This is a genomic window from Rhodoferax sp. GW821-FHT07G04 (assembly GCF_059418585.1).
On the sequence record NZ_JBWKQD010000002.1, the window covers coordinates 419,686 to 438,833 of the forward strand.

Genomic DNA, 19,148 nt, shown 5'->3' on the forward strand with positions numbered 1-19,148 from the left:
CAATTCTTCATAAGGCGTCGGTCAACAACCCCAAATAAGGGTTTTTATAACATCAAGCGGAAGCGGCGAACACCGGCCAGCGCTCCACGATGCGCTGGCCGTCAAACACGGCGATATCGCCAAACTGCAGAAACACCGCCTCGCTTTGGCGCGGACGCAGGAACACCCAGTCATCCACCGCCAGCGGCGTGCTGGCCGGTGCCACCATCACCTGCTGGTTGGACGAGGCACCGTACAGGCCGCTGGGCTTGACGCCCGGTGGCGACACCGGATCGGCCAGCCAGTGGCCGCCGTGTATGGCCAGAGCGCGGGCCTGGTTGGGGTCCCACAGGGCAGTCGCACGGCTGATCCATTCCACACCATTAGGCAGGCGGAAGTTGTCCATGGTCTTGAGCACTGGTGTCGCGATGAAGCTGGCCGCCTGCAGCGCCGCCGTGCTGTCCCGTTCAAAATCCAGTGGCTTCACGGCAGCGGAGCCCACGCTCACCTCGTTGGGCACCTGCTTGCCATCGTGCAGGTGGTAGGTCAGCGAACCGGCGGCGTTCAGCGTCAGCGTATCGCGCGCCGTGGCGCCCAGCACGGTTTGCGCGGTCGCGAAGTGGCGCGCGTAGGCGTTGCGCGCATGCGCGATGGCGCCCGCACGCGCACCCGGCAGGTCGGGGATGGCGGCCACATGGGCGTCGTAGCCCATGAAGCCGCTCCAGCGCAGCAGCGGTTCGCCCTGCACCACTTTCAGCAGATCCACCAGCGCCGCATCGTCCTCGATGCCGCCGCGGTGCAGACCCACATCCAGCTCCACATTGAGGCGCATGGGCACACCGCGGGCACGGGCCAAGTCGCGGTACTGCGCGGCGCGGGCCGGCGTGTCGACCAGCCATTCGACTTGGCGTGCAGGGTCAAACGGCACATTAGCCAATTGCTCCAGCACCCAGGCGGCGGTGGAGACCGGCATGGGCTTGCCCAGCAGCACCTGCACGCTGGGCCGTGCGCGGGCCAGGGCCAGCAACTGCGGGGCGTTGAAGACCATGACCCGCTCGGTGGCCCAGGCCTTCAGCGCGTGCTCGATCAGGCTGACGCTGGGCAGGGACTTGACCACGACGCGCAGCGCCAAACCCGGCTGCCGCGTCTTGGCGATGCTGTCCAGGTTGGCCAGGTAACGTTGCTTGTCCACCACCAGTGTGGGCAGGGCCGGACCGGCCGCGCGCAAGGCGGTCTGCAGGCTGGTGAAGTACGCATCGTGCGCACCGCCCTGGTCGGATGGGCGCAGCGCCAGTGCACCGCCCACGCCCAGCGCAGCGGCACCGGCCAACCAGTAGCGGCGTTTCATCGAGGGCATATCAACTCTCTCCCAACAGTTGTTTCATATACGGCGTGAGCATACGGCCCTGCGGATCAAGCTCGCGGCGCAACTCGGCAAAGCGTTTCCACTCGGGATACTGCGCGCGCAACTCGGCGGGGCTGAAGTTGTGCAGCTTGCCCCAGTGCGGGCGCGCACCGTGGCGGCGGAACACCGGCCCCAGCTCCTGCACCAGGTAGTCATGCGCCTCGCCTTGCAGTGCGTGCGCGGCAATCGAGCAACTATCACGGCCGTGGAAGGGGCTGAGCCAAGCCTTGTCCGCCTTGATGTAGCGGAACTCAATCGGAAAAAACACCTCGTTGCGGCGCTCCAGCGTGGCCAACACCTCGCGCAGGCAGGCGATGCCGGCCTCGCGCGGCACATGGCCTTCGCTTTCGTTGAAGCGCGTGGGGCGTGCGCTGGACAGCAGCTTCCACGACAGGTCACGCATGCTTTCGGTCTGGTCTGGGTCAATGGCGCGCTGTGCCGCCCAGCGCCGCAGCCCGGGCCAGCGGCCCAGCCAATCGCGCAGCAGGCGCAAATCGTGCAGCACGTCTTCGTCCGCCGCGGCAGCGCGCTGCACGGGGCCGATCGGCACTTCATCATGGGTGATGGCGGCACCGTAGCCGGTGAAGGGCAGCAGGTAGAGCTCAAACTGGCGGTGTTGCGCGGCCAGTGCCGGTGCCTGGTCCAGCAGGTCCTCTGTCTTGGCCAGCCAGACCTTGCGTTGCAGGTGGAAGCGGGGCCGCACCCGCAGCGTCACGTCGGTCAGCACGCCCAGCGCGCCCAGCGACACCTGCGCCGCGGCGAATACGTCAGGCCGTTGGCTTGGGGAGCATTGCAGCAACTGCCCGTTCGGTGTCATCAGCGTCAGGCCCAGCAGGTCGGTATGCAGCGCGCCGAAGTTGACACCGGTTCCGTGGGTCGCGGTGGCCATGGCGCCGGCCAAGGTTTGGGCATCGATATCGGGCAGGTTGTGCAAGGCCAAGCCCTTGGCATCCAGCTGGCGGTTGGCAACCTGCAGGCGCGTACCGGCACCCAGGGTGGCCTGCTGGTCGCTATGGGCGCTGATACCACTGAGCCTATCCAGCGACAGCAGTGTTCCGGGGGTCGGCACCAGCGCCGTGAAGGAGTGCCCTGCCCCCACGCAGCGTATCGGCCCCGGCGCCTGGCGCAGCAGATCGGCCAGCGCATCCGTCGTGGCCGGCACCTGCCAGCTATTGGGCTGGCAACTGTGGATGCCGCTCCAATTGCGCCAGGTGGCGGTGTTGGGGGCCGTGGCGCTGGCGCCTGCGGCGGGCGCTGCGGGCGGGGCTAGCGGCGTTGCAGTGGATGCCGCAGAAGCGGGCGCACTGGCGGCTTTCTGTGCACTGTGCAGACTGGCCGCGCCCACACCCATGCCGGTTGCCAGCGCCGTCTTCAACACCAGACGTCGCGTGCGCCGGCTCATGGCTGCACCCCGCGCATGAAGTCGATCAGCGCGCCCAGGTCGTCGCGGCTGCAGTCCGGGCACAGGCCCATGGGGGGCATGGCGTTGATGCCGCACTGCGCGCTCTGGATGAGCGCGTCGCGCCCAGTGTCGGCGCGGCGGCTCCAGGCCTGCGCATCGTGCGTGCGCGGAGCGCCGCTGGCGGCGGCTATGTGGCAAGTCATACAAGATCTTTCGTATTTTTCGGCGAGGCGGGCATCCGCCGGTCGCAGGGATTCGATGGCGCTGGCAAACGGTGTGGCCACGGGTACCGTGCGGGATTCACACGCGAGCAGCAACAGCAGCGCAGCAACCGCGGTGCTGCCACAACGCAAGGCACGCATCAGAAGCGCTTGGCCACACCCAGCACGAGTGTTGTGCTGTCCAGGCGGCGCGTGTTGCCATTGCTGTCGGCCACATTGGCGTAGTCGCGGTTGCGCAGTGCAGCACCCACGACATCGGCCGAGAAGTCCAGGCCCCAGCGGGTGTGCACCACGCCCAGGCGGTAGTCCCAGCCGTCGATTTCCGAGAAGTTCTTCACGCTTTGGTAGCCCAGGTGGGCCATCAGCTTGGTCTGCCCGTTCAAGGGGTATTTGATGTCCAGGTCCAGCAGGTGCGAGCCACCGGTCTTGCGCGGTCCGGAGCCGTAGCAGTTGATGGCCTGCGTGGAGTCACCACCCATCAGGGCTGGAACCAGGTAAGTGCTGCCGCACAGCGTGGCCGTGTTGTTGCCGCGAAAGTCATCCGACAACACATACAAGTAGCGCGCCTCGACAATGCCCCAGCCCAATTCGACCACCAGGTAGCTGGTGTCGAACTTGGTGTCAGATTGGCCCGTGAATGTGGGGACACCCGTGGCGCCTGTGGTCTCCCAGTCCACGCCGGTAGGAGCCTCTACGTGCGCACCAGGAAACCACTCTTGGGCAATGCCGAAGCCGTAGTGAAAGCGCTCTGGGTCCCCTTTGCGCACGCCGACTGCCCCCAGCACCGACATGCCGTTGCCATTGGGAAATACCGTCTGGCTGGCCGTTCCGATCTGCAACAGACCGACCAAGCCGGACTCGTGCGCGGCGTTGACGGTGAACTCCAGGGCCGGGTTGTTGTAGCTGTCGGATACGCCGCGGTTGCGCCTGTCCGTCATGGCCTTGATCTCAAAGTCCAAGGAGTAGCTCTGTACCGTGGGTTCCTCCTGCGGTGCAGCGTGGCTGGTGGACGCCAGCGTGGCAGCGGCGAGTGCAAGGGCAAGCAATGGGGTGTGTTTCATGGGCGTATGTGGAAGTAGTGGAGTCGAAACATGGGGGAGGTCGTGCGCGGGCGCGGCGCCCCTCAGGCGGGCGCCTTCTCGGCGGGTGGCTGCGCCTTGCAACCCGCTGGCAGCACCTGCACGCGGGTCATCTGTTCGGTTTCACCCAGCAGCTCGGTACCGATATAGGCCCGCAGATTCAACACATCGGCACGCACCCGCAGCGCGCCTTTGTAGTGCTTGTTGGTGCGCGGGTCCAGCACCCAGCCATTGCGCCAGGCATCGTCTTCGTAGCGCGTCAGCTTGGCAATGGTCAGGCCACAGGCGTCGGCCGGGGTGTTGGCATCCTTGTCCCACACGATCTTGCCGCACAGCGCATCGGGCTTGTCGGCGCAGGGCGCGAACTGGATCACCGCGGCCTTGTCTCCGCTGAGCCACAGGCCGTGTGCATCTTGCGCGGTGGCTGCGTGCACGCCGGTGCTGGCGAGGCAGGCCAGCGCCAGCGCATAGGTGCGGGCCGCGCGCGTCTGCGCACCGTGTTGTGTCCCTTGGAATAGATTTGAAGCTGTCATGTTGGTGTCCTGTTCAGTTGACTTGAAACGTGCGACTGGTGCCACTGACGTCGCCAATGGTGCCGTTCCAGCCGTTCTTGTAGTTGCCGTAATGGCGGATGCGGTACTGGCCCGGTGTCGCGTTCAAAGGGATGTCCCAGGAGATGGCGGCCTTGGACGTACCCCACACCGGATCGACCCGCAACCAGCGGTAAATGGTGCTCCAGTCTCCGTCCGTTGCGACGGTGCTCCAGAAGGCGCCATCCAGCCGCTGCACCTCCAGGAAGGTACCGTTCTGGCGCAGGTTGTTTTTCGGGTGGCCGGTCCAGAATTCCACGTTGACCTGCTGGCCGCGGGTGTAACTTGCGTTGGCTTGCAGCACAACGTCGCCAAAGCTCTTGAACACCGGCACGTTGTCCAGCACCACCCCGGTCTGAAAGCTCATTTGCTGGCCGGACAGATCGCGCGGTGTGGCGCTGGCATAGGCCGGCAGGCCTTGCTGGAGCGCAGTGGCCAGCTCATGGAAGGTTTGTTGGTAGGCCGGTAGGGTCCAGCGGCCAAAGTGGGTGGAGGCGCCTTCGTAGTGCTGGGCGTCGTACTCCTCGGGCGTGGTGACGTAACCGGAATAGGCATTGGAATAGCCAGCCAACACGATGTGCTGAACGCTGTCACCCAATGCTGCCTTGACCGTGTCGCGCACGCGGCGACCCGACATGATGGTGAACTCGCCCGGTGCCGCCACAATGGCGAGCTGGCCGATGCGCACGATCGACACCGGCAACACCTCCGGCGACCATGGGTACGGCGTTTGTGTGCCGGTGGCCAGCAGCACCGGCTTGGGCGCCTGGCAGTCCCGCACCCACTGCGGCGCCGGGGCGATGATGCCGCCCAGTGCATTGAAGAAGGGGTTGCCGTTCAGGTCACCCTCGGTGATACCGTCCAGGCCGCGACCGTCCTCGGTGCCGGCGGCAAAGGCCGAGCCCACGGCGGCCGGGCAGGTGCTGTGCGCCGTGCCGCCGGTAAAGCGGCCATCCACGCTGATGCGCGAGAAATCCACGAAGCGCTGGCGGTAATCGAGCGGCCCGCTGAGCGTGACCAGGGGTCCGTTGTAGATCTCCAGCGCCTTTTGCAACTGGCGCTCGCCGATGATGCGGGTGTTGTCAAACTCGTTGGCGGTGGGGCCTGTGCCGTCCAGATTGAGGTTTGGCGTCATGTCGCCGGCATTCGACTGCGCAAAGGCGGCCACAAAGTCGCTATCGCTCTGGTAGCGCACGCCCTTCAATTCATGTTCCCAGCGCCAGGCGGCGTAGCCCTTGTTGTCCGGGCTGATCAGGTGGTTATTGGGCGACATGGAGACGCCGTGGGTGGCAAACCAGCTAATCACACCGACATCGGTTCCGCCCTGTTTGAAACGCAGCAGCGTCATGTCGGGGTCGATGGCGCGGCCCCAGCGATCCCGTTCGGCCTGGGGGTTGCGCTCATAGGCGGGTAGCGAGCGGTTGTTGTTGGCGTTGGTCAGTTCCCCCTTGCCAATCTGCACACTGCCGGGCTTGAGATCGCGGTGCGCCGTGTCGATGGCCATCACGATGCCGCTGACAATGGCATCGAAGGTGCGCTTGTTGAAGCCCAAGGTGGTGAAGTTGTACAGCGCATAGTGCGAGAAGCCGCCCGGTCCGCTGTGGGTGTGGGTGGCCGAAAGGATCACGTTGTCGGAGCCGTACAGGCTGCCGTACTTGACCTGCAATTGTTTGATCACCGCCTGCTGCACGCCCTGGAACACCATGCCCAGGTCGTTGTTGACAAACACCATGCGCTTGCCATTGCCCTGGTCCACGACGATGAAGGCGCGCGCCCGCTGGCGCATGTGGATGCCACCGGTAATCTGCGAGGGCGAGGCATAACCCATCATGCCGACCTCGGCCGCCTCCCCGGTGATGTCGGCCATGCCACGGCCCACCAGGTAGGGGTCGGCCCAGGCGGCGCCGGTGATCAGTGTGGCGCCCAGCAGGACCGCCAAATGCTTACGAATCGACATGTCTCTCTCCCGTTTTGCTTGACCAGCCAAAGAAAAGACCCCACCGGCCGCAGACCGCGGCACGGTGGGGAAAAAAGACTGCGGCACATGGTGCCCCGGTGGGCACCCAACGCGCTTCGCTCAACCCCTTTTGAAACCATCCTTCATGACGCTAGTTATCACTATTAACTAGTGATAGCTAGTGTATTGATCAATAATAGCTGTAACACTGGGACTAACCCTAGCCCTTGGTAGACTCACCTGGACATGCCCAAACCCCCTTCCGAGCGCCAGACCACCGCCGCGCCCACCTTGCAGGGCAAGGCACAACCGCGCCAGCAACGGGCGCACGACACCTACGAATTGATACTGGGTGCCACGCTGGAACTGTTGTCCGAGGTCGGCATTGAGCGCCTTTCGACCAACCTGGTATGCGAGCGTGCCGGCATTTCACCGCCAGCCCTGTACCGCTATTTCCCCAACAAATACGCCCTGCTGCGCGAACTGGGCCAGCGCCTGATGCAGGCGCAAAACGAGTTGGTGCTGGTGTGGGCGACACCGGCCACGCTGAAGCTGCCGCCCAAACAACTGACGCAGAAAATCTACGACCTGTTCGACCAGACGCGCGTGCTGACCGAGTCCTTACCGGGCGGCTTGTGGGTTACGCGCGCTTTGCGCGCGGTGCCGGCGCTGTCGCAGGTGCGCATCGAGTCGCATGGTTTCGTCAGTGGCCTGATCGTCGACGCCTTCATGCAGGCCCACCCAAAAGCGCCGCACAAGGAGATCGTGATCCTGGCGCGGCTGGCGGTGGAGATGAACTACGCCGCGTTGGAAATGCTGTTTGACGATCCGTCGCTGGATGCCCACGCCGTGGGCATGGCGCTGGCCGAGATGCTGACGCAACAGGTGGTAGCTGTGCGGCGCAAAAGTGCGTGATGGCGGCGCAGGATGAACCTTCCCCGGCCGTCGGTTCCCTCAGTCAGGCTTGCCGGCGCCGGTAGCGCGCCGGTGTTTCCCCCACATGGCTGGCAAACAGGCGCGAGAAGGTGGGCACATCGGCATAGCCCACGGCCTCGGTGATCTGCGCGAGGCTCCACGCGCTGTTGTTCAGCAACTGCTTGGCCTTGTCCACCCGCGCCTGTTGCAACAGGGCCAGCGGCGAATCACCGGTCTGGTCCTTGACCCGGCGCAACAGCGTGCGCGTGCTGACATGGAAGGCCTGGGCCAGACGCTCCAGATCGTAGGTCTCGGTCAAGCGCGCGCCCAGCCACTGCGCCACGCTGTGGGCAAACGATGGCAGGCTGGTAGGGCCTAACAAGGCGTTGTCCACAAACGGCGCCTGGCTTGCGCGGGGTTGGGATAGCAGGGCCAGCCGCGCTGTGGCGGTAGCCACCTCGGCGCCTAGCGCCCTCTTCACCAAGTGGATGGCGAGGTCAAACGCAGAACTGACGGCCCCTGTGGTGGTGACCGCGCCGTCCTCCACCAGCACAGCATCAGCCTGCAAGTCGGTAGCGGGATAGCGCTGGGCCAACTCGGCCGCGCACAACCAAGCCGTCGTAGCCTTGCGGCCGTCCAGCAAGCCGGCCTCGCCCAGCAGGAAGGTACCGATACAAACCGAGGCCACCGGCGTGCCGCTGGCAAAGCTCTTGCGGACAAAGGCCAGCTCGCGGCGCAGGGGGATTAACTTGCTATCCCACTCGTCCAGCCGGCGAATCTCCAAGCCCGGCACGACGAGCAGGTCATACGCACCCGCAGGCTTTTGCGCCCCAACCGAGAAGCCACCGGCCACCGCTACGTTGCGACCCCCCAGAGCCACCACCTGTACATCAAAGGGTGATGCTGGCGCCTTGCGCATCGCACGGGCGATGTGGCTGGCAATCAGCAACACATCGGCCACGGCAAAGATTTCCGTCGCCATGCAACCCGCATAGGCCAGGATGGCAATGCGCATAGGTCTGCTTTTTTTGGGCGACAGGGGCTTGGTTTGCATATGGCGATAACACCATTAAATATGGCAATAACGCCACTCTACCTCAAGGCACACCGATTTGACAATGCAGTGGTGCAGCGCCCTGCTCCACGCATTCAACGAAGGAAAACCATGCGCCTCTCCATTGTTCTGTTTGACGGTTTCACCACGCTCGACATCGTCGGCGGCTACGAAGTGCTGGCCAATGTGCCCGGCATCACCACCGAATTCATCGCAGCACGCACCGGGCCGGTGTTTGCCGATACCCGCCGCTTGGCCCTGCACGCCTACCGCACGCTGGAAGAAACAACCAGCACCGGCATCCTCTATGTACCCGGCGGCCCCGGTGTGGAGAAGGCCTTGCACGACCCCGCGCTGCTGGAGGCGATTCGCCGCCTGCACGCCACGTCCACCTGGACCGTGGGCATTTGCAACGGCGTGGAGCTGCTGGGTGCGGCCGGGGTGATCGGCATATCACGTGTCACCACCAACTGGTTTGCCCGCGACCGGGTGGCCGCCTATGGCGCCACCATCAGCACCGCACGCTACCAACGCGATGGCAAGCTCGTGACAGGCGCAGGCGTTTCGGCCAGCATTGATGTGGGTCTGTACCTGGCGGGGCTGATCGCCGGGGAAGACGTCGCCAAGACCATACAGCTGGGCATCGAGTACTACCCCGACCCACCCTTTGGCAATGGCACACCCGACACCGCTCCGGCATCGGCCCAGGCGTTGATACGCGCCTTTGAAGAGGGCAATCTGGAACGCCTGGACGCGCTTCAGCCCGCGTTTTAACGCACTGGAGAACGCCATGCGCATCACCCAACTCCGCAACGCCACGGTCATCGTGCACATCGGGGACCGCCACATCCTCGTGGACCCCATGCTGGCACCCCTGGGTGCGTTGCCACCGCTGCGCCTGCTGGATGGCAAGCGCCTGCGCAACCCTACGGTGGACCTGCCCGCGCAGGCCAGCGCTGCGTTGACCCGGGTTACACACTGCCTGATCACCCATTGCCAGAAAGGCCACTTTGACCACCTGGATGGCTTTGGAAAACAGTGGCTGCGCGACCGGCAAGTGCCCGTGATCTGCACACCACACGACGCCCCCTATCTACTCAAACGTGGCCTGAACGTGCAGCCCTTGCGCGAGGGGCATGACCAGCCCCAGCCCTTCTTTGAAGGCCGCATCCGCACGGTGCGCTGCACGCATGGAGAGGGCGTTGTCGGCCGCATGATGGAGCACGGCGTGGGTTACTTTATAGAGATGCCGGGTGAGCCCAGCCTGTACTTGGCCGGTGACACCATCCTGACACCGCGTGTGCGGGCCTTTGTCAGCCAGCACCAACCCAATGTCAGTGTCATACCCGCCGGCGGCGCCCGCTTTGATATTGGGCAAGACATCATCATGGGTGTGAACGATGTGATCACCTTCGCGCAGTTGGCCACCGGTACCGTGGTGGCCAACCACCTGGAGGCCATCAGCCACTGCCCGGTGACGCGGGCCGAGTTGCTGGCCGCCGCACTGCGTGCGGGTGTCAGCCAACGCCTGCACACACCGCAGGATGGGCAGGCCTTGGAGTTTGCAACGCGACACGCAATAGCTGCTTGAGGCCGCGACCGCTGCGGGCACCGCGCAAGCTAGCCTGGTTTGGGCATGGCGCGCTGCAGAATCGTCCCGATGTCGGTCGTGATGGTGATGAGCTCGGTGGCCACCACGGCGAACTCATTGCCAACCGCACCCGCGCGGGCGGCCACGATGCGCGCATTCATGGCGACGACTTGCGCCTGCTTGGAGATGGTTTTGATCTCTTCCATGGCGCCATGCAACTGCTTCTCAACACGGTGTGCGTGGCTGCGGGCTTCGGTTTCATACAACGCGGTCAAGCTATTGAGCACGGCGAGCAGCGACGACGAAGACTCAACCAATTCCTCCAGCAGGGCAGGCACCTGCCGCTGCCAGCCCGAGGCAACGGCAAACAGCACCCGCTCGGCCAGCGCGATAAACGCCAGAATTTTTGCATTGCCTTGTGCGGGGCCAAAGTAGGCATCCTGCAGGGGCTGGCCAAAGACGCCGGGCAAGACCTTGTTGCCTTTGATCAGCGTAGTGTGGGCATCGCGGAACAGGTCCAACGCCTCGGTGGCGATGCGGCTGGCTTCGGGATGCTGGCTGGCCGCCAGCAGGGTGTACAACACCACGCGCTGCGAGGTAAACCGCCGTCGCCCCGACAGGTTGATCAGTGTTGCGAACACCTCCCCGGTCAGTGCCGGGGCATCTGCTGCGGTGGCCGCTGGAGCGGGCATTGAACGTTCAGCTACGGCTAAGTACATGGTGGTTCCTCCCTTTCAAGTGTGTGCTGGGTACTTTCTCAACAGGTCGGCCAATGCCATGGGACGGTCCATCAGGTAGCCCTGGATCAGGCTGCAACCGGCTTCGCGCAGGATCTCGCGTTGCGGCTCGGTCTCCACCCCTTCGGCAATCACTTTCAGGCCCATCTGGTCACCCAAATCGACGATGGTTTTGACGATGGCGCGGTCGTTGCGTTGGTGCGGCAGGTCGCGCACAAACGAGCGGTCAATCTTCAGCGACGAGATAGGCAGGTTCTTGAGCAGCGCCAATGACGAGTGGCCCATGCCAAAGTCATCCAGGCTGATGCCAAAGCCCAGTTGGCGCAGCGCGCGCATGACCGGTATCACCTGGTCGGGCCGCTTCATCAGCATGCCCTCGGTCAGCTCCAGCGACAGGCGGTTCGGCTCCAAGCCAAAGGCGGCCACCAGTGCATGCAATTCACCGGGCAGGCTCTTGTTGCTGAACTCGGGCGCGGCCATGTTCACATGCACCTTCAGTTCAGTGAAGCCGGCCGCGTGCAGTATGGACAGATCTCGGCAGGCCTGGCCCAGTACCCATTTGCCGATCTGCACAATCAGATGGCTTTGTTCGGCGATGGGGATGAACACATCGGGCGGCACCGATGTACCGTCTGGCTTATGCCAGCGTATCAGCGCCTCGACCGACTCCAGGCGCCCCTTGGAAATATCGAAGATCGGCTGGTAGACCAGGCGCAACTCGTTGCCGTCCAGCGCATGGTGCAGCTCGGTCTCCAATGCCAGGCGTTGGGCGATGGACGACTGCTGCGCGGCCAATGCGTGTGTGTTGCTGACGGACGAGAAATGGCAACCGTTGCGTCCATTGTTCTTGATGCGGTACATGGCCGCATCCGCACTTTGCAGCAGCGCCGGACACGTTTGGCCACACTGCGGAAAGGTGCTGACACCCACACTGGCCGACACCGTGAGCTCAATGCCTTCGTACACAAAGGGCGCACGGGCGGCTTGCAAGATGTTCTCCAGCAGTTGGGCCGCTTCAGGCAGGGCGTGTGGCGGTATCAGCAATGCAAACTCGTCACCGCCCAAGCGGCCCACCTTGCTCTCGTCCGGGGCCAGCGCGCGCAGGCGTTGCGCGAACTCCCGCAGCACCTGGTTGCCAGCCTCGTGGCCAAAGGCATCGTTGATGGGCTTGAAGCGATCCAGATCGATAAAGGCCAGGCCGAAGGCGCTGCTGTCCCTGGTGGCGGCAGCGCAGGCCTGACCCACCAGATCGTGGAAATAGTTGCGGTTGGCCAGCCCGGTCAACGCATCCACCTGGGCCAGGTACAAGATCGTCGCCTGGTGCTCCATGCGTTGCGCCATCTGCGCGATGAAGGCGCCAATGCTGGCCGAGACCTGTGGCAACTGGGCCTCGGGCTGGCGCGACAGGCAGCTGTAGAACTCCAGCACACCAGGGCTGTGGGTATGGCCATCGGCCGACGCATAGGTCACCGGAAACACATATCCCGACCACAGCTTGCATTCACGGTCGCTGGTACGCTGCGAGAAGCGCAGGTCATTGACCATGTCTTCCACCCAATCGGGCCGACCGCTTTGCCATACCGTGCCAACCAGACCCTCACCCGGTAGCAGCGACAGGCTGGCGCTCTCGGCACCGAACGAGGCCAGGTCCAGCTCCGGCTGGTGCCAAAAGTATTTGCATGCCAATCGGGGCGGCTGACCTGCCGCAGGCGGCTCGGCCGCCCAATACGCACCCCAGTCCCAACCCAGGTTCTTGCAGATCAACTGGATCACATTGGTGATGGCGTCGCCCAACGAGTGCGTGCCCACCAGGAACTCGGTCAGCTCAAAGCCCAGGCGTTCGCGCATGGCAGCATGCTTGAGGGGGGTCACATCGACCAGGATGCCGCTGAGCAGGCCCGGGTTGGCGGGGTCGAGCGGCAGGTGTGTCATGCGCAGCCAGCGCATACCCTCCACCGCGCTGACGACACGGAAATCGCGCTTGGCCGTACGCTGCGCCCCGTCAGACAGCTCCGCGACCAGACCCAGCATGTCGTCGGACACCACATGGATGAAGCAGCTGTCCAGCCCCGTATGGTGCAGTGCCTCTACGTTCAGAAAACGCGCGGCGAGCGCCGACAGCACGGTGTGCGAGCTTGCAGGATCGAACCACCAGCGGCCAAAGCCCGCCGCCTCTTCCAAAGCGCTGGGCGATGCACTCTGTGTCAAGGCCTGCGATAGTGGGTGCGACAGTCCCGCCGAGCCCGAGGCCTTGGGCGCGTGGCTTGTAGCGAGGGCCGGCTGCAAAGGGTTTGACAAAGTAGCCATGCCCGACCAGGCAGCACATTCCATGCCAAAGGCCTAGCAACCGATTTCACCCCTAGCTATCCGTATTTACCCTTTGACTTGCCATTTCCTGACCGGTTTTGGTGCGCCAACGATTGATTTGGTGCCTTCACGGTCCGGCTCGCAGTTGCAGTCTCCAGAGACTCCTGAATTGATAGCTGGTCACGCATATCCGAGGAGGGGACGCATTTTCCGCCAGGTTCTGCGAGTGGGCATGTTGTGCTTTTCTTGGTGCCACTCGTCTTTACCGCAGACCTTCAAGCCCATAGAATCAATAATGACCAAGCCACCCAGTTCAAGGACTTTGCGCAGGACATGGCAGGGTAGCTAGATGCGGCGTTTGATTTCATCGCACTTTCGCTTCGGCTCTTTGCGGTTTCGTCTCATAGCCGCAAGCATCCTGATCGAGGTCACCGTGTTATCGGTGATGATCGCCAATTCCGTGCGTTTGATCGATGACGCGGCGCGGGCTAGTGTCAAAGCGGCACAGGCACAGGCGGTGCCCATGCTCAACTCTGCTGCCGCACCCTATTTGCTGCAGCGCGATTATTCGGGATTGCAGGATTTTTTGGCTGCAACCGTTACTGAGGAGGAGCGGGAACTGGTGTATGTCTACATCGCCGACCCGCAGGGGCAGTGGGTCGCCCGCGCGGGTTTGCCAACCAACGCCGCCCTACCGCCGCTCAGCGCCAGCGTGGCCGAAGCCATGGAGCTTGGCGTCTACCATATGGAGCGGCCGATTGCTATGGCGGGTCAGACCCTGGGGACCATGCGCCTGGGGCTGTCGACCCGCATCGTGGCAGAGACCCGTTCTGCCCTCGTCAAACAGGGTTTGTTGATCGCTTTGGTCGAGATTTTCCTCAGCGTGCTATTGCTGAGCGCCATCGGCATCTGGTTGACCCGGCATTTGCAGCGTGCGGCGCAGGCTAGTCGTGCCATCGGCGACGGCAACTACTCTTTGCGCCTGGCAGAAGTGGGCAATGACGAGGTGCTTGAACTGGCCCGGGCGGTCAATCGCATGGGCCAGGAAGTTGAACTAAAGATGCTGGCCTTGGAGGAACTCAACGCGGCGTTGGAACACAACGTTGCACAACGCACGGCTGAACTGACACTGACGCTGCAAGAGCAGCAGACCATCCTGGACAACGCCATCATTGGTATCGTGTTCGTGCGTGAGCGCATTGTTTTGCGCTGCAACCGAGGTTGGGCCGAGCTTCTGGGTTACCCGCTGGATCAATTGCAGGGCCAACCGACGCGTGTCTACTTTGCCTCGGACGAATCGCACCGGATCTACGGCGAAACGGTCTATCCGGCGATCATTGACGGGCTGGCCGCTGTCGGCGAGTGGCAGTTTCAACGGCGTGATGGCACGTTGATCTGGTGCAGCTACCAAGGCAAGGCGATAGACACGGCAGACCTGTCCAAGGGCAGCATCTGGGTGCTGCAAGACATCAGCGCGCAGAAGGTGGCGCAAGCGCAATTGGCGCTGCGCACCGAGGCCTTGCAGGACTCGCTGGCGCAGTTGCGAGCGACCCAAGCCGAGTTGGTGCAGGCCGAAAAGCTTGCGTCCCTGGGGCGCTTAGTAGCCGGCGTCGCACATGAACTCAATACGCCCATCGGAAACATGGTCACGGCGGCCTCGGCCTTGGGCGACCGCATGGACGTGCTGAGCGCCGCCGTTGCGGGCGGGACCTTGACACGTTCCGCACTCCATCAAGCGATAGGCGACTGCACCCAAGCCAGCGAACTGATTGTTCGCAGCGCACACCGCACGGGACAACTGATTGACCAATTCAAGCTCATTGCTGCTAACCGCTCACACGACGAGCGGTGCCAGTTCCTACTGGGCGTACTGACAGGGGAATTGTTGGCCAATCAAAGGCCGGCGTTTGAGGCGGATGGGATCGGCCTGGTGTTGACCGTCGAATCCGAGGTCGACATGGACAATTTTCCAGGGCTTGTGACCCAGGTGCTGCTGAACCTGGTCAACAACGCCCGCGACCATGCTTTCGCCCCGAACAGTGGCGGTATGCTGACCATCAGCATCCGGCCAAAGGGCGACCAACAAGCGCAGATTGTGATTGCGGACAACGGTCGGGGCATTTCGCCTGCCGAACTGCCCCAGGTATTTGACCCCTTCTTCACCACGCGCCGCAGCGCGGGCCATGTGGGACTGGGTCTGCACGTTTTGTACAACGTGGTGACGGCGGCCCTGGGCGGAACTATTGTCCTCGACAGTGTCGAGGGGCAGGGTACGACAGTGACACTCACACTGCCCCGCCGCGCCCCGGGGTAGTGCGGCCTTGCGTCGTCCTTGGCAAATGCGCCTATGGTTTGTCGCGACTTTCCAGTTTGTCCAGCAATTGCTTGGCGGCGCGTACGCCGTCAAAATCGGCCTCACGTCCTTCGACAAAACCATGGACCGAGGCCTTCGCCAGAGACTGCTTGACCTCGCTGTATTGGGCCACTTTCAGAATCGCGCGCGCAATCCGCTGAACCTCGGCGTCCGCCAAGCCCGGACGCGCCATCCACACACCATGGGGTATGGGTGCGGAGGTCCAAATAGTCTTCAATTCGGCCAGCTTTACGCCATATTTTTCGTTGAGCTGGTTGTCGGCCATGGCCCCCGCGTCGACTTGGCGGGTGAACACGGCGATGGCCGAATTGGGTTGTTTTTTGACGAACTCAACTTTGGCCAGGTCTTTGGTGCTGATGCCCTGCTTCTCCAGCGCCAGCACCGGCATCAGGTAGCCGGAAGTCGACTTGGCGTCGGTAAATGCAAAGCGTTTGCCTTTAAGGTCCTTCAGTGTGTCGATGCCAGAATCGGTACGCACGATGATGATCGAGTGGTAGGCGTCACCCCCTTCTTCGACATAGCGCACGATCTGCTTGGCGCCGAATTCCTCCCGCGCAGTGACATAGCCAAAAGCACCAGTGCCGGCGATATCGACCTTTGCGCTGCGCAGCTGGTCAATGGTGTCTTCGTAATCCTTGCCGCTGACCACTGTGACTTTCATGCCAAGCTCCTGCTCCAGGGCTTTGGCCAGGGCGCCAAAATTATTGATCAACTCAATAGCGGATAGGTTGGGATTGGCTGCGATGGTGAGACCTTTTCCCTGCGCGCAAACGCCGACCGACCAGAGCGCCAGCCCCGCCATTGCCAGCATGGCGATTCCATGGATGATTTTCGACACGAGTTTTCTCGGCGTTGTTGAGTAAATCCAAACTCCGACAGCATTTCAACACACGGGCATGAAGTGGGTCGATCGCTTCTTCAGTAGCCCAGTGCCCCACAAACACAGCGAGATCCGTCGACAGTGGTCCTGGAAACCCTTTTAGCGCATAACGAATTGCTCGGAATATTACAGCGCATTGCGCCGAAGCATGGGCATCCCGATCTTGTTACCTGCAAACGTTGGTGCCGCAGTAGCGCTCCAGCAATTCGCGGGTAAGGCCTTGGGCCGCGCCCCGTGGGCCGAAAAACCTGCACGGGGCAAGCTAGGGATTCTCCCTGTGAACACCATGCATCAACCTACTATTTTTTGGAGGCTGCCTCATGGGCCGGGCCGCAACAGCCAAGCATAGACTCTGCCGACGCCGCTTCGCCGAAAGCGAAAGAGCATGGCAACTCTACCCAGCGACGTGTCTTGCGAAAGCGATAGTCCCCGAAAAACGATTTTATGGAATTGGATAACTATGCATACTCCTTCTCGTAGCGTTTTGGCCTCCCTCATTTTGCTAGCCTTTGGTGGAGCGGCCCACGCGGCCGATGCCACCGTGCAAAACGTCACGGTGTTCACCAACACCAAGGCTGGCTCGGCGCAGTCCGTCTTGCGTGAACAGGCCGACCGCTTTGGCTTGCCGCAGTCGCTCAACAATCTGGTGCTGGTGCGCACCAAAGAGTCTTTGTTGGCCACCCATTACCACTACCAGCAGATGCTGCGCGGCCTGCCGGTGGACCGATCGGAGATCGTGGTTTCCATCGGCCGCAATGGCGACTTGTTGCAGATCTTCAATGAAACCAAGCCGGTATCTGACAAGGCCGACGCCAACGCAGTGAACCAACTGCATGCGCAGACGAACATCACCTCTGACAACGCCATGGACAAGGCCTGGACCAATATGAAGGTGCAGCATCCCCTGGTGCAAGTGCCCAAGTCCGAGATGGTCTGGATGCCGGTCGGCGATGGCTTTCAATTGGCGCACAAGGTCGAAATATCCGCCCAGATGCCGACCGGCGGTTTTGTGCAATACCTGCACGCCCAAGATGGCAGCCTGATCGATTCCTACACGCTGTCGATGCCACGGCTGAAGGGTGAGGCGCGCTCCATCGCGGCCCGTATGGCAGCACCCGGCCCGGCCCGCGACCGCCTTACCGAAACGGCAGCAATTACCGAAGCACTGGCCACGCAAAACAAGACCGGTGGCGTCTCCGCGGCGTCACCCAGTGCAGCACTGGCCGCTGTCGCGCCCTCGGGCATCAACGGCACGGGCTTGGTGTTCGACCCCGATCCGCGCACCAGCCTCAACAACGACAGTTTGACGGACACCTCGCCGGCATCGGCCTTCGATGCCGCCTATCTCACCAAGCCGCTGCGCGACCTGACAGTGGCCAATGGGGTCTACAAGCTGTCGGGGCCTTACGTCAACATCAAGAACATCGAGGCCCCCAATACCGCGCCCAGCACCACGCTCAATGGCGCGTGGACGGCCAAGCGCGGCAACAACGCATTTGACGACACCAACGTCTATTTCCATCTGGACCAAAACCAGCGCTACATCCAGTCGCTGGGATTCACCGGAACCAAGTCCATCATCAACCGCCCCCTGGATGTGGATACCGACGGCGTCAATGGCGACGACAACTCGCACTACAGCGGCGGCACCACCGACTACTTGGCGTTTGGCCACGGCTGCGTCAACGACACCGAAGATGCCGACGTGATCTTGCACGAGTATGGCCATGGCATTCAAGCCAACATCAACTCCAGTTGGAGCGGCGGTGACACCGGCGCCATGGGCGAAGGCTTTGGCGACTACTGGGCGGCTTCCTATTCCTACAGCACCCCCAACGGCGCGACCTATCACCCGGACTGGGCCTTTAGCTGGGACGGCCATGGCGCTTGCTGGGCCGGGCGCATGCTCAACCGCACCGATGCCAAGTACAACAGCAGCAAGACCTATGATGCCCACGTATCGGTTACCGAGGGCGGCGTAAGCTTCGCATCGGACGAGCTGTGGTCGGCCCCGCTGTTCGCTGCCATGAAAAGCCTGTTGGCAGCCGGCAAGCCGCGCGCCAACATTGACAAGATCATTCTGGAAGGCCACTTTGGCCTGGGCGCCAACGTCAAGATGCCAGCCATGGCGACGGCGATTGTGAACGCGGCGCACAACCTGTTCCCGACCGACGTGGCCTATGAAAACACCTTCCGCACCAAGTTTGAAGCGCAAAACATCTTGGCGACCGGCCCCATACAGGGACCCACCATCAACGAAACGGAAAGCAACAACAGCACCGCGACGGCCAACAGCATCACCACCACCGGCACCACCGTCAACGCCAACATGGCCAACGGCACCGATGTCGACTACTTCATGGTGAGCCTGCCAGTCGGCAAGACCCTGAAAGTGACCATGACGCCCAACAGCAGCTCGGACTACGACCTGGAGTTGTACAGCAGCACTGGCACCAAGTTGGCGTCCAGCGCCAATGGACAGGGGGCGGCGGACGTTGTGTCCTACAGCAACACCGGAAGCAGCGCCAAAGTGGTGTACGCCAAGGTGTATTACTACTCTGGCGGCACCGGCGCCACCAACGGCAAGTACAGCGCGGTATTTGGCTGGTAGGCCTGTAGCGCGACCCCATCGAACCAGCCCCGCAGCTTGGCCGCTG

At 62.8% G+C, this 19,148-nt stretch carries 15 protein-coding genes; 5 read left to right on the forward strand and 10 right to left on the reverse strand.

Going from position 1 to position 19,148, the window contains the following annotated elements:
* Positions 1–52: 52 nt before the first annotated feature.
* From AC07OO_RS11130 to AC07OO_RS11155, 6 genes are all read right to left on the reverse strand, one after another.
* Positions 53–1,336, reverse strand: coding sequence for an alanine racemase (locus AC07OO_RS11130; protein WP_495082174.1), 1,284 nt, complete (start codon positions 1,334–1,336; stop codon positions 53–55).
* Position 1,337: 1 nt separating this feature from the next.
* Positions 1,338–2,786: a D-arabinono-1,4-lactone oxidase gene (locus tag AC07OO_RS11135; RefSeq protein WP_495082175.1), complete on the reverse strand. Its 1,449-nt coding sequence runs from the start codon at positions 2,784–2,786 to the stop codon at positions 1,338–1,340.
* Positions 2,783–3,148 carry a c-type cytochrome gene (locus tag AC07OO_RS11140; protein WP_495082176.1) on the reverse strand — a complete coding sequence of 122 codons (366 nt, stop codon included), beginning with the start codon at positions 3,146–3,148 and terminating at the stop codon, positions 2,783–2,785. The genes AC07OO_RS11135 and AC07OO_RS11140 overlap by 4 nt, the downstream gene beginning before the upstream one ends.
* On the reverse strand, positions 3,148–4,068 hold the full coding sequence (locus AC07OO_RS11145) for a TorF family putative porin (protein WP_495082177.1): 921 nt from the start codon (positions 4,066–4,068) through the stop codon (positions 3,148–3,150). Before AC07OO_RS11145 ends, AC07OO_RS11140 begins: the two co-directional genes overlap by 1 nt.
* Before the next feature lie 62 nt (positions 4,069–4,130).
* A complete protein-coding gene (locus tag AC07OO_RS11150) occupies positions 4,131–4,619 on the reverse strand; it encodes a DUF2147 domain-containing protein (RefSeq protein WP_495082178.1) in 489 nt (162 codons plus the stop codon).
* A 13-nt stretch (positions 4,620–4,632) separates the two neighbouring features.
* Positions 4,633–6,633 carry a neutral/alkaline ceramidase gene (locus AC07OO_RS11155; protein ID WP_495082179.1) on the reverse strand — a complete coding sequence of 667 codons (2,001 nt, stop codon included), beginning with the start codon at positions 6,631–6,633 and terminating at the stop codon, positions 4,633–4,635.
* Between the two features lie 246 nt (positions 6,634–6,879).
* Here AC07OO_RS11155 and AC07OO_RS11160 point away from each other — a divergent pair, with 246 nt between their 5' ends.
* Complete coding sequence (locus tag AC07OO_RS11160) at positions 6,880–7,548, forward strand: TetR/AcrR family transcriptional regulator (RefSeq protein ID WP_495082180.1); 669 nt, start codon at positions 6,880–6,882, stop codon at positions 7,546–7,548.
* 43 nt (positions 7,549–7,591) lie between these two features.
* Here the strand turns inward: AC07OO_RS11160 and AC07OO_RS11165 are convergent, their stop codons facing one another.
* On the reverse strand, positions 7,592–8,563 hold the full coding sequence (locus AC07OO_RS11165; protein WP_495082181.1) for a GlxA family transcriptional regulator: 972 nt from the start codon (positions 8,561–8,563) through the stop codon (positions 7,592–7,594).
* A 150-nt stretch (positions 8,564–8,713) separates the two neighbouring features.
* Between AC07OO_RS11165 and AC07OO_RS11170 the strand changes: the two genes are divergently transcribed.
* Positions 8,714–9,376: a DJ-1/PfpI family protein gene (locus AC07OO_RS11170; protein ID WP_495082182.1), complete on the forward strand. Its 663-nt coding sequence runs from the start codon at positions 8,714–8,716 to the stop codon at positions 9,374–9,376.
* 16 nt (positions 9,377–9,392) lie between these two features.
* A complete protein-coding gene (locus AC07OO_RS11175) occupies positions 9,393–10,193 on the forward strand; it encodes an MBL fold metallo-hydrolase (protein WP_495082183.1) in 801 nt (266 codons plus the stop codon).
* 29 nt (positions 10,194–10,222) lie between these two features.
* On the opposite strand, the gene AC07OO_RS11180 is transcribed toward AC07OO_RS11175, so the two are convergent.
* Together AC07OO_RS11180 and AC07OO_RS11185 are read right to left on the reverse strand one after the other, a co-directional pair.
* Positions 10,223–10,912, reverse strand: coding sequence for a methyl-accepting chemotaxis protein (locus AC07OO_RS11180; RefSeq protein WP_495082184.1), 690 nt, complete (start codon positions 10,910–10,912; stop codon positions 10,223–10,225).
* 15 nt (positions 10,913–10,927) lie between these two features.
* A complete protein-coding gene (locus AC07OO_RS11185; protein ID WP_495082185.1) occupies positions 10,928–13,237 on the reverse strand; it encodes an EAL domain-containing protein in 2,310 nt (769 codons plus the stop codon).
* A gap of 388 nt (positions 13,238–13,625) precedes the next feature.
* Here AC07OO_RS11185 and AC07OO_RS11190 point away from each other — a divergent pair, with 388 nt between their 5' ends.
* On the forward strand, positions 13,626–15,551 hold the full coding sequence (locus AC07OO_RS11190; RefSeq protein ID WP_495082186.1) for a sensor histidine kinase: 1,926 nt from the start codon (positions 13,626–13,628) through the stop codon (positions 15,549–15,551).
* A gap of 31 nt (positions 15,552–15,582) precedes the next feature.
* On the opposite strand, the gene AC07OO_RS11195 is transcribed toward AC07OO_RS11190, so the two are convergent.
* On the reverse strand, positions 15,583–16,449 hold the full coding sequence (locus AC07OO_RS11195) for a phosphate/phosphite/phosphonate ABC transporter substrate-binding protein (RefSeq protein ID WP_495082187.1): 867 nt from the start codon (positions 16,447–16,449) through the stop codon (positions 15,583–15,585).
* 502 nt (positions 16,450–16,951) lie between these two features.
* On the opposite strand from AC07OO_RS11195, the gene AC07OO_RS11200 reads away from it, so the two are divergent.
* Entirely contained in the window at positions 16,952–19,102 is a 2,151-nt protein-coding gene (locus tag AC07OO_RS11200) for a hypothetical protein (protein WP_495082188.1), read from the forward strand.
* Positions 19,103–19,148 lie beyond the last annotated feature (46 nt).